The sequence below is a fragment of the Clostridium sp. C8-1-8 genome, from assembly GCF_009928445.1.
GTDB lineage: Bacteria > Bacillota > Clostridia > Clostridiales > Clostridiaceae > Clostridium_AR.
Window position 1 is genome coordinate 81,245 of the sequence record NZ_JAABNO010000008.1, and the last position, 24,553, is coordinate 105,797.

11 protein-coding genes are annotated in these 24,553 nt (G+C 31.5%); 3 read left to right on the plus strand and 8 right to left on the minus strand.

What is annotated here, in order from left to right; all coding sequences use genetic code 11:
• Positions 1 to 17: 17 nt before the first annotated feature.
• Positions 18 to 977 (minus strand): phospho-N-acetylmuramoyl-pentapeptide-transferase, encoded by a 960-nt coding sequence (mraY, locus tag GXK57_RS10385; protein WP_160675461.1) that lies wholly within the window; start codon positions 975 to 977, stop codon positions 18 to 20.
• A gap of 200 nt (positions 978 to 1,177) precedes the next feature.
• Here mraY and GXK57_RS10390 point away from each other — a divergent pair, with 200 nt between their 5' ends.
• Positions 1,178 to 2,023 (plus strand): helix-turn-helix transcriptional regulator, encoded by an 846-nt coding sequence (locus GXK57_RS10390; protein ID WP_243156403.1) that lies wholly within the window; start codon positions 1,178 to 1,180, stop codon positions 2,021 to 2,023.
• A 169-nt stretch (positions 2,024 to 2,192) separates the two neighbouring features.
• Here the strand turns inward: GXK57_RS10390 and GXK57_RS10395 are convergent, their stop codons facing one another.
• Together GXK57_RS10395 and GXK57_RS10400 are read right to left on the minus strand one after the other, a co-directional pair.
• Positions 2,193 to 6,080: a family 43 glycosylhydrolase gene (locus GXK57_RS10395; RefSeq protein WP_160675467.1), complete on the minus strand. Its 3,888-nt coding sequence runs from the start codon at positions 6,078 to 6,080 to the stop codon at positions 2,193 to 2,195.
• 544 nt (positions 6,081 to 6,624) lie between these two features.
• Positions 6,625 to 13,749: a LamG-like jellyroll fold domain-containing protein gene (locus GXK57_RS10400; protein ID WP_160675470.1), complete on the minus strand. Its 7,125-nt coding sequence runs from the start codon at positions 13,747 to 13,749 to the stop codon at positions 6,625 to 6,627.
• 540 nt (positions 13,750 to 14,289) lie between these two features.
• On the opposite strand from GXK57_RS10400, the gene GXK57_RS10405 reads away from it, so the two are divergent.
• Positions 14,290 to 15,747 carry a methyl-accepting chemotaxis protein gene (locus GXK57_RS10405; protein WP_160675473.1) on the plus strand — a complete coding sequence of 486 codons (1,458 nt, stop codon included), beginning with the start codon at positions 14,290 to 14,292 and terminating at the stop codon, positions 15,745 to 15,747.
• Between the two features lie 131 nt (positions 15,748 to 15,878).
• Here GXK57_RS10405 and GXK57_RS10410 read toward each other — a convergent pair whose 3' ends face one another.
• Entirely contained in the window at positions 15,879 to 16,568 is a 690-nt protein-coding gene (locus tag GXK57_RS10410) for a hypothetical protein (RefSeq protein WP_160675477.1), read from the minus strand.
• 916 nt (positions 16,569 to 17,484) lie between these two features.
• On the opposite strand from GXK57_RS10410, the gene GXK57_RS10415 reads away from it, so the two are divergent.
• Positions 17,485 to 18,669, plus strand: coding sequence for a MalY/PatB family protein (locus GXK57_RS10415; protein ID WP_160675480.1), 1,185 nt, complete (start codon positions 17,485 to 17,487; stop codon positions 18,667 to 18,669).
• Positions 18,670 to 18,745: 76 nt separating this feature from the next.
• Here GXK57_RS10415 and GXK57_RS10420 read toward each other — a convergent pair whose 3' ends face one another.
• From GXK57_RS10420 to GXK57_RS10435, 4 genes are all read right to left on the minus strand, one after another.
• Positions 18,746 to 21,385 (minus strand): EAL domain-containing protein, encoded by a 2,640-nt coding sequence (locus tag GXK57_RS10420; RefSeq protein ID WP_160675483.1) that lies wholly within the window; start codon positions 21,383 to 21,385, stop codon positions 18,746 to 18,748.
• Positions 21,386 to 21,412: 27 nt separating this feature from the next.
• Positions 21,413 to 21,799 carry a hemerythrin domain-containing protein gene (locus tag GXK57_RS10425; protein ID WP_160675486.1) on the minus strand — a complete coding sequence of 129 codons (387 nt, stop codon included), beginning with the start codon at positions 21,797 to 21,799 and terminating at the stop codon, positions 21,413 to 21,415.
• 331 nt (positions 21,800 to 22,130) lie between these two features.
• Positions 22,131 to 22,823 carry a response regulator transcription factor gene (locus GXK57_RS10430; RefSeq protein ID WP_160675489.1) on the minus strand — a complete coding sequence of 231 codons (693 nt, stop codon included), beginning with the start codon at positions 22,821 to 22,823 and terminating at the stop codon, positions 22,131 to 22,133.
• 198 nt (positions 22,824 to 23,021) lie between these two features.
• Positions 23,022 to 24,470 (minus strand): HAMP domain-containing sensor histidine kinase, encoded by a 1,449-nt coding sequence (locus GXK57_RS10435; protein ID WP_160675492.1) that lies wholly within the window; start codon positions 24,468 to 24,470, stop codon positions 23,022 to 23,024.
• Between the last annotated feature and the right edge of the window lie 83 nt (positions 24,471 to 24,553).

Consider the following 24,553-nt stretch of genomic DNA (forward strand, 5'->3'; position numbering starts at 1 on the left):
TGTTAAGTTCTAAGCTTCTAGAAGAGTATAAATGCAACTAATCCTACTATGCATAATACAGCTGTAGCTAAAGAAAACAGAGTTACTATATATGTCTCAGAAAATCCTGAAAGTTCAAAAGAATGGTGTATTGGTGCCATTTTAAAAACTCTTTTTCCTGTTAGCTTAAAAACAAATATCTGTATAAATGTAGTTAAGGTTTCTATCATATATATTGCTCCTACAATTGGTATTATCAAAGGAAGTTTCAATACAATAGCAATGGAAGCAATAAAGCCTCCTAAAGCAAGAGAACCTGTATCGCCCATGATTATCTTAGCAGGATATAAATTAAATCGTAGGAATCCTACTAAGGAAGCAACTAGCGCTGAGCAAACTACTGCTAGATGACTTTTCTCACTTAATAAACATACTGAAGCAAAAAATATAACCACTAGCATTGTAACTGTACCAGCTAAACCATCTAATCCATCAGTTAAATTCACTGCGTTAGTCACTGTAGTATAAAAGAACAAAATAAAAGGTATATAGAAAACACCTAGATTAATGGTTCGCCCCATAAATGGTACAATTATAGATCCATCTAACGCTAACCTATGAGTTATGAAATAAGTTAAATATAAGGAGGCCACCCCCATTAAAATTAATTTCTGCAATATAGTTAATCCTTCATTTCTCTTTTTAAAGGTCTTTAGTGCATCATCTATAAAGCCTATGGCTCCAAAAATCAAAAAGGAATATAGTACAAATCTCACTTCGTTATTAAAGTCTTTAACCATAATAACAGAGGTTACAATAGTAGCTAATATAAATATGAAGCCACCAAAATGTGGTGTACCTGCCTTTTTCAAATGTTTTTTAGGTTGCCCTTCTCTTATGTATTGTCCAATTTTTTCTTTTCTTAAAAAAGGGATTATTATTCTCCCTAAAATAATTGATAAAAAGAATGAAAAGATTATTGATGTTAATAATTCCATTTAATATTACTTCCTTTCAAAACCTATAGTTTATGATAATAATTATGTAGTTCTTTAAAATCCATAATTATGGTAATATATAAGTTGTTATTACTCAATAATTCTATTTGAAGATACAATAAACTTGAAATAATAATGATTTGACTTGAATATTATTCAACTATAACTTGAATAAGGATAGAAGATATGGAGGTTCTAAATTGAATTCAAAAGTACAGATTGAAAATAGAGATCAACTAAAGGATAAATACGAAAATAAAACTTCGCAGACCCTAAATGATTTGAACAAAATAAAATTTATAAAAAATACGCTTTATGATGATATATCTAATGTATTTATATATAATTTGAAGAAACTAATTCAACTAGAAGGTACACAAAAAAAGCTGGCAAAAAAGATTGGAGTATCTGAGGATTTACTTTCTAAATATAAATCTGGAGATGCATTCCCATCTATAGAAACTTTGGTTTATATATGTAAAGTCTATAATCTTAAATTGGATATATTTATAAGTCAGAATATCTCCGCTATGGATTTAGAAAATATTGAAAAAGGGTTGAGCTTAGAAGTCCATATGTTTGATAAACAGTATTATTGCTACTTTCTATCAACAAACATAAGTAAAGAAGGAGCCATACATGAAGGTCTTATAGAAATTGAAGAAGATAAGGCTTTTTTTAAGATTATGTCTAGAAATTCAATCATGAAAAGCTTCTCTGGCAATATAAACACTACAGAAAAGCTACTTTCTTTTGATTTACATAGCAGCGAAGACGGTATTTGCTATATCAACATGATAAAACCTAACGTAAACAAAGATAAATATATGGGAGGCCTTTCATTACTGTTCTTACCTTCAGATGCTAATAGCAAGCCTTGCTGCCAAAAGCTTTTATTTAGTAAGAAGAGAATCGATAGAACAGCCCATTATGAAAGTTTAAAAAACATTTTAAGTTTTCAACTAGATACAAACAATTTCGGCAACATTAAGCTATCCTCCTATGAGGATGAAAAAGCCTATAACTTTATTGAACAGCTGGATTAGAATCAACGCTTAACCATTAATAAGTATTATTTTTTCATATTGATTTAAGCCCATTTCCCATAATGCTAAAAAACTTTTTCTAGCATAGAAATGTGTAAAGAAAAAACTCGCTGAAATGTGTTCAACGAGTTTTCCTTATATTAATTGTTTGAGCTATAATGAACTATCATTAAATCATCTTTTTTCTTCTAGTAGTAACTGCAACAATACCTAAGGCTATAAGTGCTAATCCACTTAATACTAAGAAGCTGCTTCCTGCTAAACTACCAGTCTTAGGAAGAACTGTAGTTATATTTGCATTACTAGCATTAGTGTTTTTTTCAGCAATTATAAATTTACTAAAATGAGGTGTCTTAAAGGTTACTTTATTTCCACTAACTGAGGATTCCATAACTTCATAGGTTTTAGCATTTTCATTATAATAAAATACTCCTAAGTTGTTTTTATCTAAACCTTTAAGCTCATCATCACTTAAATTTATAGTTATTTCAGCAGAACCACTTGCAAAATTGTGAATTGAAGTGTTTGAGCTATTATCAACTACTTGAAGCTCATATCCAAAAACCTTCTTTAATCCTTTTATGTTCTTTGTTATATCACTATTACTTTCCACTTTTGTTCTTAAAACAATTTTAGAACCAGCTTTAAGTAATGTCTTATCGATTGTATTGAAAGGTAGCTTAATACTCTCATAGCTTCCTATATTTATAGTAAGACTTCCGCTACCATCTCTGATAGAAGCTATATCACTTATAGTTAATTCAGTTGTATTCTCAGCTGCTTTACTGTCCAAATTAATAACATTTTCACCATTTTTATTATTAACGGATTTTACTTCAACTGGTAATACATTGTTTGATACTGAGCCCACAACTACTTTTTCACTGGTTACTGAAGTATTTCCATTAGTAGAGATACTGTTACCTGTAGTATTAGTATTTCCTTCTGTTCCTTTATCAACTACAACTATGTCATTGCCTGTTTTTGAACCATTATCAGTAGGCTTAGTACTGTTATCTCCTGGCTTAGTATTTACTTCAGTACTTGTGTTATCTACAGGATTATTATTTACTTCCGGGCTTGTGTTATTGCCATTATCTTTAGCTTCAGAAGTCTGTCCACTAATATTTATATCTAAGAAGGCTGTGACTGCTGATCCATCCTTTGCAGTTGCCATAACTCTAACAACGCCATCTTTAACAGCAGTTAAAACTCCATTATCAGATATTACTGCAAGCTCTGTAGCTTTGCCTTCAGAGTCAGTAACAGACCATGCTACTGAGTTATCACTAGCGTAATCTGGAGTAACGGTAGTAGAAAGCTCCAACTTTCCACCTTTTTCACTTATATTAGTCTTATTATCCTTAGTTGATATCTTTATATTTGTTACCTTAGTTTTAATTGCTTCAAATTGTTTACCCCATATTTCAGTATTATCTTGATTATATCCAGTATAAACCAAGGTTGGTCTCCAATTTTCAAAGTCCCAAGCTGGTAATACCTTTACCGTATCAACCCAATACTCTCCTGGTGCATTTACTGGATCATAATAATGAAGTTTAAGCACATTATCTCCAGAAAGCTCCCAGTAGTTCTTACTTGTTTCATCGTTTATCTTACCATCAGCAAATAAAGTTATATCACTTGATGTAATCTTGTTATTGTTAAGTCTGTTTTGAACTATTGTTTGCCACTTTCCTGCAATTAAACTTTTGTCTATTTTTTGTTCTTTCTCTCCAGCATATCTTTCAGGAGATACCATTGGCTTACCATCTTCAGTCCAAACTATCTTTCTTACTTGTAAATATGCCCAGTTCTTATCAGCTCCACCTCTTGCGTGATGCACTAGATAAAAATCTCCGTTATCATTAAGAACTGAGTTATGACCTGGAGCAATCCAACCTGGATCGTTGCCAAAAGCATAGCTACCTATGAACTTTGTTCCTATGTCATATAAATTAGGTGAAGTTGTATCTAAAAGTGATCTGCCATTAAAATCAGTATATGGTCCATCTATACTATCAGACCAGCCTACTCTTACATTGTAGTCAGTGGCCAAATCGTCATAAGACATAAATAGATAATACTTTTTGAATTGAGGATTATAAATCACATAAGGTGCTTCCATGTTCTTTCTATTGCCAGTAGCACCAATTTGTTTGCCTTGTCCTGGTGTCACAAGTTTTCCAGTGTTTTTATCTATTTTAGATACAAATATTCCTCCAAAATAAGATCCATACACAAGGTGTAAATCACCATTAGCATCGGTAACTATATTAGGATCTAAGGCATTATCTTTGCTTACACCACCCTTGGTCTTATACACTTCCCCTTGATCTGTCCATGGACCTTCTAAGGACTTACTTGTAGCAAGGCCTATAAAGGAATTGTTACTACCAAATTCTGAAACTGTATAATATAGATAGTATGTATCATTTACTTTAGTTACGTCTGGTGCCCACATATTTTCAGCTTTAGGAGCCCATGCTTTAGCTGCTGCAGGTATTTCACTAAATACTCTTCCAACCCATTGCCAAGTAATTAAGTCTTTAGATTTTCTTACCTGAAGCCCAACACCAGTAGGACCTCCAACTTTATAATCTGTTGAAAATACGTAATACCAATCTCCGTCCTTATAAATCGATGGGTCATGCGTATTATTTGCTCCCCAAGCTGATTCATTATTTATGTTTTCAACATCGTACATTAACTGTTCAGCTGGTGCAGTTGGACATATCTCTGCCAACTTTTTATTTTCTACATCATCTTGGTTTGTAATATTTATATTACAGTTAACCGTAACTTCATTATTTTCTTTGGATGTAACTGTAACAATTATATTTCCGTTCTTTCTTGCTCTAACTACTCCGTTTTCATCAACAGTTGCAATATTAGTTGCTTTTCCATTGGAATCTGTCAATGACCAAGTAACAGATTTATCTGTAGCATTCTCTGGTAAAATACTAGGAACCAATTGTAAAGTTCCACCTTTTGTATTTATTGAACTCTTTCCATCTTGGCTATTTACAGTTAATCCGTTTACTTTTTGTATAACCGTAACTTTTAAGGTTCCATAGACTTTAGCATCACTATTTAATGTAGCTATTACATTTACAGTTCCAGCTTTATTACTCTTAAGTAAACCATCAGAATCAATCTCTGCTATATCAGTATCTTTGCCATCCACACCTTTAACTGACCAGTTAACTTTTTCATTCATTGGTCTTACTAATGCTGATATCAGTAAAGTATCTCCGATCTTTGTTATCTTATTTTCTGAGTTGCTGCTTAGTTCTATAGTCTTACCTACTACAACATTGCTAAGACTAGCTACTTCTTCTTTTGATAATGCTCTATTATATATTCTGAATTCATCTAACTTCGCATGTAAATAAGGATCTGTAAACTTAGATTTACCTATATAGCTTTCCACTGCATTCTTTAAGTCGCTAGGCTTATTTGTAACATCATTTTTTCTAGATACTTCTGTTCCATTCTCATAATATATTAATGTGTTATTTGATAGAGTAACTGCTATGTTAATCCACTGGTCATTTACTTGCTGGCCAACTTGTCCCAAATCTTGAGGACTAGAATTTGCATTTATACCTATATGTCTATTTTTACTTAAGAAAAAGAAATTATTTGTATCTTTTCCTAGGTCAAAAACTCTTTCCCAATCTGACGAGTTACTGCTATACTTTATCCATGTTGATATAGTAATTTCATTTAAATCATCTAATACATTGCTTGGAAGTTTTACATAACCATTTCCATCCAAATTCAATCCTTTACCAAACTTTCCATCATCACTAACACTGGCTGAACCTACTAGCGTACCTAGGTTATTGTTTCCTGAAACATCAGAAATCACATTGTTTTTACTTCCCTCAAAGGTATAGTAAAGCTTAAGTCCATTCTTTAAATTATCTTCTGAACTTATATTACTATTTACAGCAGTTTCTTCGTTGGTAGCAGCCTTTACTAAAACTGTACCAGAAAAAGTATTTAACACTACAACTAATGAAGTAATACAACTTAATACTTTTCTAAACAAATCTCTTTCCCCCTATAGTAGTTAATCAATAATATTTTTGTGCCGCCTTCTTTTCACAAAAGAATAAAACACCACCACCTTATACTTAATTGTTAGAAACCAGTGAAAATCTTTTATCTCAATAAATTGGATAATTACAAAAAAACCAATTTTAAAATTATTTACACTAATAAAAGATAGCCACCAAATTAATACTTAAAAAATGCTAAGAATTACTACTATAACTAAACTGCGATTATAACGTTTACAAAGTATGTCTAAGATTTTGTTTATCTTTATTTAAACCATTTCACTTGTTTCTAAACAAAATTATATTAAAGTTGTTTCTATAAGTCAATTTATTATTTAGCATCTTTTAAATTATTTTAAAAAAGTGTATAACATTCCTAACCACTTAATGAAATTTCTCACATTTTATACATTAATTCTTTAGGTTTAGATAACAAAAATTTTATACTGTTCCAAAGAATTAAGCAAAGGAGCCCTTAAGTCTGCCGTATTGTCTTCGGCATTATTAAGAGCTCCTTATTTTTATTTAATTTTATTATTTTGTATTTACAGTTCTTCTTCTTTTAGTATATACAGTAGCTGCTCCTAAGATTATTAATAAAAGTCCTGAAAATAATAGTAAGTTACTTCCTACTAAACTTCCTGTCTTAGGAATAGTTGTAGTGCTAGTAGTTGTTGCAGCATCCTTATCTTTCTCAGCTATAATGAATTTACTAAAATGTGGAGTTTTAAAGGTTACCTTATTGCCAGAAACTACTGTATCCATAACTTCAAATTTCTTTGTATCTTCGTTATAGTAGAATACTGAAATATTATTTTTATCCAAGCCTTTTAATTCATCATCACTTAGATTTATATTTATCTCAGCTACTCCATTTGCAAAGCTATGAACAAAAGTACTAGTCCCATTATTTATAACCTCTATTTCATAACCGAATATCTTTTTAACGCCTTTGATATTCTTTACAAGATCACTTGTTGAGTCTATATAAGTTCTTACAATAACTTTACTACCATCTTTTAGTAAAGCTTTATCTATTAAGCTGAATGGTAACTTTACGCTTTCATAACCACCTAAATTAATAGTGAAGCTTCCAGTTCCATCTCTCAAAGAACTTATATCAGTAATAGTTATCTCTGTCTTGTTTTCCATAGCTTTAGAATCTAAATTTATAACATTTTCACCATTCTTGTTGTCAATAGTTTTAATTTCTACAGGTAATACACCATTTGAAACAGCTCCTATAACTATCTTGTCACCGCCATTATTACTATTATTGTCATTAACTGTTGTACTTCCATTATTTCCAGAGCCATTATTGTTATTCCCTGAATTGTTATCTCCGCTAGGGTTTGTGTTATTACCTCCAGGATTAGTTCCACTTCCATTGTCATTTCCACTGTTTGACTGTCCACTAATCTTAATATCAAGGGTACCAGTAGCTTCTGAGCCATCATTTGCTATAGCTACTACTCTTACAGTACCATCTTTCACAGCAGTTAATACACCATCATCAGATATAGTCGCAATATCAGTCTGATTACCATTAGCATCTGTAATCTTCCAAGATACAGTAGAATCAGTTGCATAATCAGGAACTACAGAAGCAGTAAATTCTAACTTTCCGCCCTTATCGGTAATTTCTGTCTTATTATTTTTTGAAGTTACTTTAATTCCAGTAACCTTTGTATCAATAGCTTCTAACTGCTTACCCCATATCTCAGTGTTATCTTGATTATATCCAGTATACACCAAAGTAGGTCTCCAGTTTTCAAAATCCCAAGAAGGAAGTACCTTTACAGTATCAACCCAATAGTCTCCAGCTGTTTTTCCCGGATCGTAGTAATGAAGCTTTAATATATTGTCTCCTGTTAGTTCCCAGTAATTCTTACCATTTTCATCATTAATTTTTCCATCTGGATATAAGGTTACGTCATTAGAAGTAAGCTTATTATTGTTTAATCTATCCATAACTATAGCTTGATACTTACCAGCTATTAAGCTCTTATCTATCTTTTGCTCTTTTTCCCCTGCATATCTCTCTGGTGAAATCGCTGGTTTTCCATCCTCTGACCAAGCAATTTTTCTCACTTGTAAGTAAGCCCAGTTCTTATCTACTCCGCCTCTTGCATGACTTACAAAATAGAAATTGCCATTATCATTTAGTACAGAGTTGTGACCTGGTGCTATCCACCCTGGATCATTTCCAAAAGCATAGCTTCCAATAACCTTTGTTCCTATATTATACAAGGAATTTGTATCTGTAGGAGTATCCATAACTGACTTTCCGTTAAGGTCTGTATATGGTCCATCGATTTTATCTGACCAAGCTACTCTTACATTATAGTCACTTGCCAAGTCATCATAAGACATAAACAGGTAATACTTTTTAAACTGGGGATTATAAATAACATATGGAGCTTCCATGTTCTTTCTCTTACCTGTTGCAGCTAGCTGCTTGCCTTGGCCTGGCGTTGCCAGCTTTCCAGTAGTTTTATCAACCTTGGAAATATATATTCCTCCAAAGTAAGAGCCATACACTAGCCATAAATCTCCATTTGCATCCTTTGTTATATTTGGATCTAAGGCATTGTCAGTATTAACACCACTCTTAGTTTTATAAACCTCTCCTTGATCAGTCCATGGTCCTTCAATTGACTTGCTCGTAGCTACTCCAATAAAGGAGTTATTAGTACCAAATTCTGATACTGTGTAGTATAAATAATAAGTGTCACCAACCTTAGTTACATCTGGCGCCCACATATTAGTTGCTTTAGGTGCCCATGCCTTTGCAGAAGCAGGTATATCACTAAAGGCTCTTCCTACCCATTGCCATGTAATCAAGTCCTTAGACTTTCTTACCTGAAGTCCTACACCGGTAGCTCCTCCTACCTTATAATCAGTAGAAAATACATAGTACCAGTCGCCATCTTTGTAAATAGAAGGATCATGAGTATTATTAGCTCCCCAAGCCGATTCATTATTTATATTGTCAACATCATATAGAAGCTGTTCTACAGGAGCTTTAGGGCAAATATCGGCTAATTTTTTATTGTCAACTTCATCTTGATTAGTTATCTGTACTGTTAATTTACCTACTGCTCCAAAGGTATCTTTTGCTGTAGCTAATACTATTACAGTACCATTCTTTCTTGCTTTTAATAGACCATTATCATCTATTGTTGCTACATTTGTAGCTTTGCCCTTATCATCTGTTAAGGACCAACTTACAGTTTTGTCTGTTGCATTGTCAGGTAAAGCAGCAGCTTTTATTTGCAAGGTTCCACCTTTTACATTTATGGAACTCTTACCATCAGCTCCACACAAGGTAAGTGAGTCTACTTTTTGAACTATAGTAACCTTAGTTATTCCATAAACTGTTGGATCATTTTTTAAAGCAGCAATTACATTTACGCTTCCAGATTTTTTACTTGTTAAAAGCCCATTGCTATCTATTGAAGCTAGGTCAGTATCTTTTCCATCTATTCCTTGTACAGACCAAGTAACAGCTTCATCTGTAGGTCTTACAACTGCAGACATCTGCAAAGTACCGCCTATTTGATTTACCTTATTATCTGGGCTACTACTAGTTACTTCAACGGTTCTTTGAGGTACTAGCTTGCTTAATAAAGATATTTCATCACTTGATAATGCTCTATTATAAATTCTAAATTCATCTAAATTACCGTGCAATAAAGGATCGGTAAATTTAGATTTACCTATATAGTTTGCAAGTGAACTCTTGAGATCACTAGGTTTATTGGTAACATTAGCTTGTCTTGCTACTTCCACACCATTTTCATAATATATTAAAGTATTATTAGCTAAGGTAACTGCCACATGAATCCACTTGTCATTCACCTGTGCTCCTGCTGGTTGTAGATCTTGAGGATTTGAATTAACATTAATACCAATATGCTTATTCTTACTTAAGAAGAAGAAGTTATTACTATCCTTTCCAAAGTCAAAGAGCCTTTCCCAATCTGCTGAAGCAGAACTATATTTAACCCAAGAGGAAACTGTAATATCCTTTAAGTCATCAAGTAGATTATTGGGAAGCTTCACGTCTCCATTACCATCAAGACTCAAGCCTTTTCCAAACTTGCTGTCATCTGAAATCTTTGCTGAGCCTTCCAGAGTTCCAGCATTGTTATTTCCTGAAAGATCTGTAACTACATTATCTTTACTGCCATCAAAAGTATAATATAGCTTCAAACCATTTTTTAAAGTATCCTCTGAAGCTGCTTGATCTACCTTTATTCTTAGCACTGCAACTGAATTAGGTCTTGCATTATAACCAAAGCTTTTTGAGATTCCAGTTAATTTATTTTTAACTGAAGATACCTTAGCTTTATCTGCAAAGGAGTTTTCGTCTAATTGACTAGCTGAAGTTATATACTCTTCTGTGGCTTCAGAAGCTACTTTATCTACACCATTTAGATTTATCTTAACTTCTTTAGGATTTGTAGTAGTGTTAACTACTTTTAATATTACTTCATTTGCATTCTTATCATAGCTTGAAGAAGTGTACACGTCTTTTTCTTGTTGTTGCTGGCTATAGCTATTAGTCAACACTCCATCAATATAGCAATCTATCTTACTACCATTGACAACAATCTTAACATCATACTCCTTGCCAGTTACAACATTACCTGAGTGGCTGGAATCTGCTTCACTTACCACTGACTTAGTACCATTAGTAGCCTTTTCAATAACTGTTCTTGTATTGTTCCAACCACCTACATTTAGCCAATAAAAATTGTTTGTATCCTTTGCGCCTACACCTATTAGGAAACCTTCGTTTCCACTAGTTTTCTTTGCCTTTAGGGACAAAGTATAGTTGCTCCATTGGTCATTGTTTATATAAGTTCTAGCATCTTCAAGCATATCAGTTAAAACTAACTTACCATCTTTTACTGTCCAGTTGCCTTTGTTCTTTTGCCATTCTGGCTTTGTAGTACTAAAATCATCTGAGAATATTGTTCTATTGTCTTTATTACTTGTAACTGAAACATTATCATATTCTACTCCTGTATTCCAAGAGCCAAGAATAATTCCACCAGCTATATCTGAGCCTAACTTACTATATCTATCCATAGAGGATTGTAATAGCTGTGTACCAAGATTATTACTAAATAATTTCTGTACATAATAATCAGGAGTTCCATAAGCTTCAGTTCCATTGAACCATATCATGTTTGGACTCCATTGGTAATCATCATACTTACCAAATAGTGGTGCATAAGAAGCCATCTTTACTACATCAGAATTCTTTTCAAGTCCAGTTAAGTATGCTGCTTCTGACAGTGCTGACCTCAAATTGTTGCTCTTAGAAGCATACTCTCCAACAAATACTTTTGCTCCATTTCTATCATAGCTGTCATATCTATGAGTATTCTCTAGGAACCATTGTGGATCCATGTAATAATGCTCATCAACTATACCATCATTAACTTTTTGATTTACCCAGTTCCAAGCATTATTAAAATCGCTACCACTAGGTGAAGGACCAGAGGTTGTAATTAATGTTATATTAGGATATTTAGCTTTTATTGCTGTTTGGAAAGCTTCAAACCTTTTATAATACTCTGTTCCCCATTGCTCATTTCCTACAGCTAAATATTTAAGATTAAATGGCTTAGGATGTCCACTAGCTGCTCTCTTTGCTCCCCAAGTGGTTGATGTATCGCCGTTTGCGTACTCTATTAGATCCAGTGCATCTTGAATGTATTTATTTAGCTCATCTCCTAATGGAACTCTATAAGTGGTGTTATTAGCATCACCTCTAGCCTGGCATGTCATTCCAACGTTTACAACAGGTAATGGAGCTGCTCCTAAATCTTCACAAAGCTGAAAATATTCATAGAAACCTAATCCATAGGATTGATAATACCCCCAAAGATCTCTATTAACCTTTCTCTCTTCAATGTTGCCTATTGTATCCTTCCAGTTGTACATATTTTCTTTAGAATCGCCTTCCACTATACAACCACCAGGGAAACGCAAAAACTTTGGTTTTATATCTGCAAGCATTTGTACTAAGTCTTTTCTTAAACCATACTTTCTGCCTTTCCAAGTATCCTCTGGGAATAAAGATATCATATCAATATCAACTGTTCCCTTATCTTTCTTATAAACAACTAACTTAGCTTTTGAGCTATCGGCTTTAGCTATCAAAGTTTTTTCATATTTTGTCCACTTATCTGAAAAACCGTTAATAGTTATTGTATCGGAAATTAAGGTTCCATCATCTGTCTCGAGCTGAACATTCAAATCTCCTGAGGATTTATCAATATCCTTAGCCCACACTGAAAAATCATATTTACTATCTTTCTTTACAGTAACCCCCTTATATCCGTCATTTACTGCTCTGTAACCATCCCCTGCTGATGTAGAAGTAAACTCCAAATAATGTTTATTATTCGCATTTAGTGGATTGTCGGTTTTTACTGCAGCTGTACCATCGCTTGTACCTTTCTTCTCAAACACCCATGATTCAAGTGCATTACTAAACTCAAAGGAATTGTTTTCTACTAGTTCAGCATATAATCCACCGTCTGCACCATGGTTTATATCTTCAAAGAAAAGCCCAATCAAGTCATTGCTTATATCAAATTTTGATTTATTAGCATCTACATTTAAATAGTAATTAGACATGTTCTTCGGCAATATAGTTACATTGAATACTTTATTATCACTTACATTACCCTTAGTTAAAGTTGCTGTAAGAGTTACTTGAGCTGTCTTATCTCCATCAGCGCGAGTAACTATTCCTTTTGAGCTTAATAACTTTTCATTGCTGGAACTCCAGTTTATAGCCACTCCGTTAGCTGCTGAAGTAGGTAAGTTTAAATTGCTAGTAATTTCACTTAAATCTCCTAAATCTAAGTTACTCTTAGCATTTTCAACAACTTCTTTATCAGTGATACTTGTCATCATCAAGCTATATACTTCATCTTTAGATAAGGCACGATTATATATTCTAAATTCATCTATCTTTCCGGTAAGATTAGGATCAGCACTGAATTTAGACTTTCCAATATAATTTTCTGTAGCTCCTAAAAGATCACTAGGCTTATTCTTAACACCTTCCGCTCTTGCAAACTCTACTCCATCTTCATAATATATGATTTTACCATCAGCTAGAGTAACAGCTATATTTACCCACTTATTGTCTGGAATAAGATCTTTTGAACCTGGACCTTCTACACTTCCTTTTACATCAAGATTACAAACTCTATTTTTGCTTAAGAAAAAGTAATTTTTTGTATCCATACCAAAATCAAATATTCTTTGCCAATTTGCATTATCAGAACTATTAAAGTTAACCCAAGTAGATATGGTTATATCATTTAATTTATCTAAAATTCCATTAGGTAGCTTGACATACCCCTTACCATCTAAGCTAAGTGTATTACTTACCTTTCCACCCTCTGTAATTTTAGCAGTACCTCCAAAACTTCCATCATTGTTGTTTCCAGAAACGTCTTTAACTTTATCAGTTGTTTTTTCGTTAAAATCATAGTTGAGCACAAGACCTTTTTGTAGATTATCAGCGGCAGCCTTATCTGCTGTAGTCGCTTTAACAACCGCTGCACCAGATAAAGTATTTAATGCTACCACTAAAGAAGTAAAGCAACTTAATACCCTTTTAAACAAAGCTCTTTCCCCCTATAGTAATTATTTTATAAAAGTTTAAACTAATCTAATGTCAATTTCTCCAATCAAAAGATATATACCACCTTCTTCTATGTAAATTGGAAACCAGTGAAAACTAGTTATAAAATTATACTTCTGTGACTTCTCATTTTTCTGGATTCTTGTTAAGAAAATATAGTTACTCTTTAGCTACAGTTACTAACTATATTATAAGTAAATTAACGGTGAGAATAATTACTTCGTTTCAACTATTTAAACAAACGTTTACAGAATATAAGAGCTGTTCTATTCATTAGAATATAAATCATTTCACTTGTTTCTAAAGAAAATTATATTAAAACTGTAAATATAAGTCAATTTATATTTTAAATAATTGTAAATAATTTAACTTTTTTTTATAACAAATAGTGGCATATTAGTCATAATCTTATGACAATATATTATTATATTGTCAAAAACAAGATTTTATTATAAAATCCTGTCAAGATATGGTTTATTTATCCGATAATAATAATAAAATACATCTTAGGAGGATTTAACATGAATCAAAACTTTACAAAAATAGCTAATAAATATCTACTTAGCTTGTGTAGTGTTATAGTAATTCTTACTACACTAACTTCTTTTGCCGCTAAAGGTGTAAATATAATTATCCCTTCTGTAATCGGTCTTACATGGATAGCGCTTATTTACTCATTTATCCAATATAAGAAAAATCCTTATGTTGGACACATTAAATATGTACTTGCATTTTTCGCAATGCTTGCTCATTTTTTGACCACTATAAACTCCCATGAAGTAGTTGCCTTTGCTTTTGCATTCTGTCTAGTGGCATTGTTCAGCTTGTTTGGAGAAGTTAAGTTAGTTCTATTTACTATTGCAGTTGTTTTAGCTGCTAATATAACAAATGTTATCACTGGTAAACTGACTGGAAATTCTTTAATGGTTGTATTTGTCTCTATAATACTTACAGCCTTTGCCCAAGTTGGAAATGCAGCTATAATTAAAGCTTCTAACAAAAATACCAATGATTATATTAAAAAACTTAAAGAGGATGAAGAAAAAAAGAATGAAATCATCAAATCCTTATTAGATACAGTTAAAGAACTAGCTTCTTCTTCCTCAACTTTAAACAACTTAACAAACGATGCAAGCCAATCAATAGGACAAGTTTCTGTAGTTGTTGAAGAACTTGCTATAAGTGCTTCTGAACAAGCAAAAAACACTGAAAATGGTTCTTCTGAAGCTATGAAGTTATCTGAAGGCTTAGATAACATCGTTGGTGCTACTAATGAATTAGAGTTAGGTGCTAAGGAAACAGAAAAACTTAAAGATACTGGCTTAACCACATTGTCAGAACTTATGAAAACTACTGAAGATACTAATAAAGCTATAAGTACTTTGCAAGAAGTAATAAAAACAACTAGCTCAAGTGCAGAAGAAATTAATGCAGCTAGTACCATGATTGTTTCTATAGCTGAACAAACCAACTTATTAGCCTTAAATGCTGCCATTGAAGCAGCTAGAGCTGGTGAATCAGGTAAGGGGTTTGCAGTTGTAGCCGATGAGATTAGAAAGCTTGCTGAACAGTCTTCTTCTTCCACAAAGAAGATAAATTCCATTATAGAAGTACTTCATGAAAATATGAACACTGCCTTTTCTACAATGGAATTAACTAAGACAACTATCGATGCACAAACTAGTTCTATTATGACTACTCAAAATATATTCGCAACCCTAGCTAATTCAATCGAAGTAACTAAAAATAAAGTTGAAGAATTAAACTTTAGTGGAAAGAAAATGAATGATGAAAAGAATAAAATACTAGCAATCCTTGACTCTCTTTCAGAAGCTGCGCAAGAAAATGCTGCTAGTACAGAGCAAGCATCTGCATCTTCTGAACAACAACTGGAAGCTATTAGTGAGATTTCAATAATTAGTTCTAAATTAAGCGAATTAACTATAGAATTAAACAGTATCATAGAAAAATTAAACTAATTAAAGTGTTTTGTAATTTTTAATACATAATAGAAAGCCATTTGTTTAAGAGTTAATCCTTTTATACAAATGGCTTTTTAAAATCAGATTTATAAATGCATGATAACTTCCATTGCCCAAATTCACAAAAATTATTTTTTAAACATATCCCTTAGATTAGGTTGTTCCTTAAAAAATTTACACTTCACTAAATAGCAGTTATCATATTTTTTAATTTCTTCTATATTCTTCTCAGGATCACTAAAAAATTCTTGACTAAGCGAACTACCTGGATTGGGCAAACTGATATAACAAATACTTCCTAGAACTATTTCATTATTTTTGATCTTTATTTGATTAGAGCTATTATCAGTTTTTATCCAGGAAAACTTACTTAAGTCTATATCTTTATCACCACCTAACTTACCTGTAGTGCAAGACTTGCCATCAGATACGCTAAATATAAAGTGCTCTATATTCCTAGAATCATTTTCAACCTGAACACTAATTATTCCTTTTGAGTCTGCGTCTAAACTAGTAGATTGGCCTAAAAAGCTATGAACTTTTTTTCCTAACTGATATTTGTCGATCCAAACTACCATATATCTAAAATCTTTTCCTACATTATAATCAAAAACAAAGTAACTATTACTAACCGCATTCAAAAATATTTTTTCTCTATCCGTCAATTTAGAAAAATTAATAGTATTAGAATTTTCTTCTTTTTTATCAGAGTCTTTAATACCGATACTCTTGTCTTTTGTAGTGAGACTTTTATCGCCAGAACAGCCTGTAAAGACTAAGGATACTAGCATAACTAATATGACTAAAACCTTTTTCATATATTTCTCCAATTCTGAATTTATATTCTAGGTATTTTTATCATTATAAAGGTTAAATTAATATCGTAAGAAACATAGTGATGTGGCTAAAATAATTATTGTAGAGCATTTTCAAAACTATCGATGATGATTGATATAAGATGAAGATATTAATTTACGATAATTTTTTATCCATTCAAAGCTTACGGCTAATAATTAGTTATAAGCAATTCAAATATATTGATTTAATCAACAATTTGAATAAGATTTTATATGGTTAGGAAAAGCTTTGTTATAGTTATTGTTTGATTATAATGAGGTTCCAACTTATCATATAAGGTCGAGATAAGATTTTATATAGTGTTGTAATGGTTATATATAGCCGAAAGGTTGTATATAGTTATGTAAATATTATATAAGGTCGAATGAACCATTAATATGGGTAGTGATGTGCTTGTTTATAGTCGAAAGATTATACTTAGGTGATAAATTATCTATATTGGTGATAACATCATCACTATGTTTCTTTCATATGATTTTCAATCCTCTTCTCTTAATGCATATTAAAATTATAATTATATCTATAAAAATAGACATATTACTATATCATCTTTCTTATTATATGCTTTTCTCCAATACTCTATACTTTTCCCTATAAGAGTTTATAAACATTAAGTTATAAATCTCTAATACAAATCAATATTATATGTAATTATATACCAGCATCGCTATATTTTAAATCTCTATTGTAAGCTTAGTTAAAATACCTTGTTAATATAAATTGGTCAGTGATAAGATGCTTTAATGTGGAAATAGCTACTATTATTTTGTTTATTATAAATCATTTGCCTAAATTATTATGATATTATATTGTTATTAATTTTTTACTATATTAATATATAAGCATATATTATTATGATAAGCTAGGAGGACCAATATGAACTATGATTTTGATAAATTAATAGATAGAATAAACACCAATAGCATAAAGTGGGAATTTATGCATGAGTTTGATAAATCTGTTTCTGAGGATACAATTCCTTTATGGGTAGCTGACATGGATTTTCCTTGTGCACCTGAAATTATAAATGCCTTGCATCAAAGAGTTGATAAACTAATATTCGGATACAGTTCCAACGACACCGATAGATACTACAGTGCTGTTTCTTCTTGGTACAAACGCAGGTTCAATTGGATCATAAAAAGAGAAGATATTTTTTATAGTCCAGGAGTGGTACCTGCCATAGGTTATCTCATAGAAATATTAACTAACCCTAATGAAGGAGTTATAATACAAAATCCAGTGTACCATCCCTTCGCCATATCTATCAGATCTCATAATAGAGTTGTAGTTAACAACTCCCTAATAAATAATAATGGTTACTACGAAATTGATTTTGATGATTTAGAAAAAAAGGCCAAAGATCCTAACAATAAGCTATTGATATTATGCAGCCCTCACAACCCTGTAGGACGAGTATGGAAAAAGGAGGAGCTAGTAAAAGTGGGGAAAATATGCTTCGCCAATGATGTAATTATAATTTCTGACGAGATTCATAGCGATCTAATAAGAAAGAATATAAAACATACACCTCTGGAAGTAGCTTTTCCTGAATATAAGACTGGTATTATAACTGCTACTGCACCTAGCAAAACCTTTAACTTGGCTGGAATGCAACTTGCGAATATAATAATTCATGATGAAGAAATAAAGAATAGGTGGAAAAAGTATGTCAATGAAAAATTAAATATAAGTCTTCCCACAACCTTTGCTATAACTGCCACTGAAGCAGCTTATCTGGAATCAGAGCCATGGCTTGAAGAACTTCTTAATTATTTAGATGATAATATTAACTTCTTAGAAGCTTTCTTAAAAAGTAATCTCTCAAAAGCTAAGTTCGTCAAACCAGAAGGTACCTACTTAACTTGGATAGATTTTAGTGCTTACGGATATTCAAATGAGGAATTTAATAAACTAATGATTGAGAAAGCAAAGGTTCTTTTAGAATCTGGAACTATCTTCGGAGAAGAAGGTAAGGGATATTTTAGAGTAAACATTGCATGCCCTCGTGTACTTCTAGAGGAAGCCTTTAATCGTATAGCTAAGGCACTAAATGCATAAGCCCTTTTATTCAATGAAATTACAGTAAAAAAGCTTGGAAAATTAAGTTCTAGTAACTTAATATCCAAGCTTTAAGTCATAACAATTCTTCTATTTTATCACTTGTTAAAGGCTTAGATAACAGGTATCCTTGTATCCTGTCGCAATTATGCCTTTTTAGATATTCTAACTGCTCTTCCCTTTCAACACCTTCAGCTACTACATCTAGATTTAACTTATGAGCCATTGAAATTATGTCTTCAATTATTAACTGTCTGTCTTCCAGATTGCATATATCATCCACAAAGCTTTTATCTATTTTCACAGTATCTAAAGGAAGTTTTATTATATATGATAAGGATGAATAACCTGTGCCGAAATCATCTAAAGAGATTCCAATGCCAATTTCTTTAAGCTTTTTCAAAATGCTAATATTATTGTCAAAGGATTTTATTACAGTGCCTTCAGTTATCTCAAGCTTTAAATATCTTGGATCCAACTCAGTTTCTTCTAATACCTTCTTAACTCTTTCAACAAATAGAGGTGTTTGAAATTGGTGCTCTGCCACATTGACAGCAACAGGAATTCTTTTCAACCCTTTTTCTTGCCAAGCTTTATTTTGCTTAGAAGCTTCCATAAGTACCCAGTCTCCTATTTCCTTAATTAGACCAGTCTTTTCAGCTAAAGGTATAAATTCACCAGGAGGAATAATTCCTTTTATAGGATGGTTCCATCTTATTAATGCCTCTACTCCATTTATTTCACCAGTGGCTGCATCAAAATAAGGTTGGTAATTTAAATAAAACTCCTTTTGTTCCATAGCTTTTCTTATGCTTTTCTCAAAGTCGCTTTCCAATTCAACTTTTTTAGACATTTCTTCACTATAAATTTTAAGCCTACCCTTTCCTTCTTCTTTAGCATTGTACATAGCTATATCCGCTTTTTTTAATATGTCTATGGAATCAACTCCATGGTCAGGAATTATAGCAACACCGATACTGGCTGCCACGTAGAAAGGATGCTTATTGATAAGTATAGGTTTATCAAAGATTTTAACAATTTTTTGTGCAGTTTCTTCTAGCTGCTCCACATCATCAAGTTTATGCTGTACTATTATAAATTCATCTCCACCGAATCTGGAAACAGTATATTCATCTCCCAATAAGGTAACAAGTTCATTACTAGCACATTTTAAAACCAAATCTCCATAGTCATGTCCTAGAGTATCATTTATATTCTTAAAATTATCTAAGTCTAAAAAATAAACTGCTGCTTTTCCGCCTCTTTTTACTATATTAGTCATTAACGAATCCAGTTTATCGTTTAAAAAAGTTCTATTAGGCAGATTAGTTAAGTCATCATAGTAAGCCATTCTATAGATTTTAGACTGATAGTTTTTCTTTTCAGTTATATCTGAAATTGATCCAGCCATTCTAATAATAACTCCAGCTTCATCTTTAAAAATACGACCTTTACATTGAACCCATAAAAAATCGCTTTTACTCGTATTCAATCTAAAAATCGCTTCATACTGGTTAGTTACTCCCATAAAATAATCTTCCAATCCTTTTAAAACTATCTGTCTATCTTCAGGATATATGGCATTTTTAAAGAAATCGAAATAATTATTTATTACTTCTTCTCTAACTCCTAACATATCTCTCCAGGACTTAGACAGATACCCTATATCATTTATTATATCCCAGTCCCAAACCCCATCATTTGAAGCTTCTAATACTAGACGATACCTTTCTTCACTTTCTCTAAGGGCTTTTTCACTCTTATATAACTCTTCATACTGCTTTTCTAGATTTGTTTTCGTGTCACTAAGTTCTTTATTTACATCAGCTAACTGTCCATAATTTTTCAACAAATTCTTTTTAAGTTTATCAATATAAAACTTTGATACAATGAGAATGGATGTTACAATAGCAAAAAGTATTGCTATTAATGAAATAACATTTTTATGTTGATTTTCTATATATTCTTCTGAGTTTTCATAAAAATACTGTTTATATAGTTCTTCAAAAGCCCCTGAAGCTTTAAGGTCATCGATCCTCTTATTCATATAATCTACAAGTTCAGGTCTGCTCTTACTTACTGCAAAAGCTTGATCTACAGGATATAAATGAGTAATTTGTGGTATTATAACTCCCTTTAGGTTATCACGTAGTAAAAAGGAATCCATTAAGTTTTGGTTTTCAAATATCACGTCTATTTTTCCATTTTCTAAATCTCTTACAGCATCTTCTACATTCTCATAACTTGTGTAACTATTAATTCCTAACTCCTGGCTCAATATATCTTCACTATAGTAGTTTCTACCAACACCAATTTTATAATTGTCAAGTTTATTTAAATTAACCTTATCAAAGCTGTTTCTTGTATAAACAGCTATATAGGCCTTAAAAAGTGGTTTTGTAAACAAAACTTCTGTTTTTCTGCTGTCAACTACTCCAATTATACCACCTACATCAATTTGACCATTTACTAACTTCTTATATACTTTATCCCATGAATCAGATGAAAAATTAATATTATATTCTTGTCTATTGAACATCAAATTTGTAAGGTCCTGATCAAAACCATATACGCTATTATAATTAGTAAAAATATATGGAGGATAGTTTTTATCTACTTCATAATCAATTTTTGAAATTGCTTCAACTTTATAGCCTGTAAAACAAATAATATAAATAATAAGTATAAATAATGAAGATACTCTTTTCATATTCATTTATGATCTCCTACAATTACTGCTCGTCTATATAGCATCTTCCATATTACTATACTTTGCATCTTCCGATAACATATGGTCATTGAGCCATGAATATATAAAATGAAATACTTTTTCCCAATATAACTTTTCATAGTTTTCTTCATTATCAAATTCTTCTGTCTTAAGATAGCATAGCCTTTTTATAAATATATTGTGGGCATCTCTATGTTTTTTAAAATCAGTATACTCCACCTCAGACATATAATCTTCTTCAATTGCGAAATTAAACTTTATAAAGTCTAACAACTGGTTAAAAACATCCTTATTATTTTTTTGATTATATGTTATTTTATACGCTAGTTCAAATAATCTTTTATGATGATCGTCTATAAAACTTATACCAGTCTCATAACCCTGATTCCACTCAAACACAAAATCTCCTCCTTCGTAAATATAATACTATTAAAATTTCTTATATTATTCGCCAACAAAATTGTCGCAATTTGATGTTTTTTGTAATATATATTTATCGGACACATTTACACTAACTTAATTGCTTTAGAGTTTTATTTATTACTTAGTAAAAAGATCAGTAAAGAAAAACTTTTTTCAGATACTTTTTTCACTGATACAACATAAAAAAACATGCATATACGACATAGTCTTATATGCATGTTTTCCTTAATTAACTTTATATTTTCAAATACCTCTGGCAAAAGCAAATTAAGCTTTAAAATAGCTTACTATTTAAGGTGATACATCTTTATAATGTAAATCTATAACCTACACCCCATATAGTTTCTATATACTCTGGATTAGAAGGATCAAACTCTATCTTCTCTCTAAGTCTTCTTACATGAACTGTTACAGTTGCTATTCCTCCAACTGGATCTAACCCCCATATCCTTTCATACAATTCTTCCTTTGAGAAAACTCTATTAGGATTGTTTAATAAAAGTATTAAAAGTTCATATTCCTTTGAAGTAAATTCTATCTCTTTTCCATTTACATAGACTTTTCTAGCGGTTTTATCAATTGATATACCTCTAACTTCTATTATTTCTTTATTTGCGATGTTACTGCCACTCTTTAATCTTTCATATCTAGAAATATGGGCTTTAACTCTTGCAACCATTTCATTGGGACTAAATGGCTTAGTCATGTAATCATCAGCTCCAAGACCTAGGCCTCTCATCTTATCAACGTCTTCTTTTTTAGCAGAAACAATTATTATAGGTATTTCCTTTGAAGCACGAATTCTTTTGCATATCTCAAAGCCACCGATACCTGGAAGCATTAGATCTAAAATTATTAAATTATACTCTTCATTGAGAGCTCTTGCTAGACCAGAATCACCATTATTTTCTATATCAACCTGAAAGCCATTAATTTCAAGGTAGTCCATCTCTAAATCTGCTATACTTACATCATCTTCAATTATTAAAACTCTTTTCATTCTAGCTTCACCTCCTTGGTTGCTTATAAGGTTCCAGCTTAAGTTTTCGTAATAAAACCCTATAAACCTGTGCCACTTAAAGCTGAAATCTACCTTCAAAATTCATTGCGTAAGCTCATTAAACAATCGGATGACTGACCATTTAATTTCAACACAGTACTTTAATAGATATGAGATTATTCTTAAGAATTGGTTGTATTATAATTGTTCTCTAAAACTCAAAAAAATAGATGTACCAACATCAGCTTCGCTGCTTACAGAAATTTTTCCATTATGTTCATCCATTATTTTTTTTGCAATAGCTAAACCTAGTCCACTTCCACCTATAGTTGTTTCTCTGGATGTATCTGCTCTATAAAATCTTTCAAATATATAAGGCAGAGACTCTTTTGGGATACCTCTTCCATTATCTTTAATCTCTACTATGACGTAATTATTATAGCGTCTTAATATAATTTCTATTATCAATTTTTTATCAGTTTTATACTTTATTGAGTTCTCTACCACATTCATTATAGCCCTTTTTACTTTTTGAACATCTATGTTTAAAATTGTTGGGCTATCTGGCACATTAAATTTAAGATTTACCTTACTTTGATCTAAATCGAAGTTAATCTCTTCTACGCAATCTCTTATGTACACGTTCATATCCACGGTTTGAAATTTGAAAGGTTCTTTATTTAAATCCAATTTTGAGTACAAAAACAAATCATTTATCAGGCTATCCATATAATTGGCTTTAGTTAAAATTGTATTTACGTACTTTTCCATCTTATCAGGTGTATCAGCAATACCATCTTTTATTCCTTCTATATAACCTTTAATAGAGGTTATAGGAGTCTTAAGATCATGAGAAATACTTGCTATAAGTTCTTTACGATTCTCTTCATAATGCTTCTGTATCTCTAGCGACTCCTTAAGTCTTAATCTCATCTCTTCAAAGGTTTCTGCAACCTCTCCTATTTCATCACTTGAATCAATGTCAAGCTTATAATCTAAGTTTCCTTTTAAGATTTCTCCAGCTCCCTTGTCAAGTTCTTTGATCGGTTTAACAATACTTTTGGAAACAAAATAGGTTATTATACCATTGGTAGCTGTAAGTATTATCAATATAAGTACAGCTACTATTATAACATTCTCTTTAAACAATTTTTTATAATTCTCTAAATCGATAATATAATAAATGCTTCCTTTATCTTTTTTGCTTGTTATAAAATCCTGTTTCCATAATATAACCATCTTATTTCTAATTTGATCTTGAGAATCTGAATTAAAGGAGCCTAACATGTCTTCAGTTACATCATTTCTTATAAGATTTGAGGAATAATCAATCTTATTATTTATAACTGTCACTATTGCAGCATATTTTATATTAGAATTTTGTTCTAGGTGGAGGAGATATTTATGGTCTAAAAAGTTATCAGGATTTTTTAAAACTTCACTACTTACCTTTTGCAGTATTTTATTGTTTTCAGTTACAAGTCCAATAAAAAATGCAAAATTTCCTTTTCCAAACTTTGCTGATGCACTGTATTTAGAATTATCTTCAATAAAAGCCATAAAGAGATTACTCAACAATATAATCAACAAAAAGGAAGTAATAAGTATGGCTACATAGGTCAACTTTAATTTTCTTTTTATATACAAATAATCTCCTCCCCACTCTATAGTTGAACCACTTCATATTAAATTTATATATTCAAATTCCACTCTCAGAATCAAGAAGAGTT

Excerpts from the sequence above, each read along its gene's own strand:
- mraY (WP_160675461.1), bottom strand. The coding sequence starts at position 977 with ATGGAATTATTAACATCAATAATCTTTTCATTCTTTTTATCAATTATT.
- GXK57_RS10415 (WP_160675480.1), top strand. The coding sequence starts at position 17,485 with ATGAACTATGATTTTGATAAATTAATAGATAGAATAAACACCAATAGC.
- GXK57_RS10410 (WP_160675477.1), bottom strand. The coding sequence starts at position 16,568 with ATGAAAAAGGTTTTAGTCATATTAGTTATGCTAGTATCCTTAGTCTTT.
- GXK57_RS10420 (WP_160675483.1), bottom strand. The coding sequence starts at position 21,385 with ATGAATATGAAAAGAGTATCTTCATTATTTATACTTATTATTTATATT.
- GXK57_RS10430 (WP_160675489.1), bottom strand. The coding sequence starts at position 22,823 with ATGAAAAGAGTTTTAATAATTGAAGATGATGTAAGTATAGCAGATTTA.
- GXK57_RS10405 (WP_160675473.1), top strand. The coding sequence starts at position 14,290 with ATGAATCAAAACTTTACAAAAATAGCTAATAAATATCTACTTAGCTTG.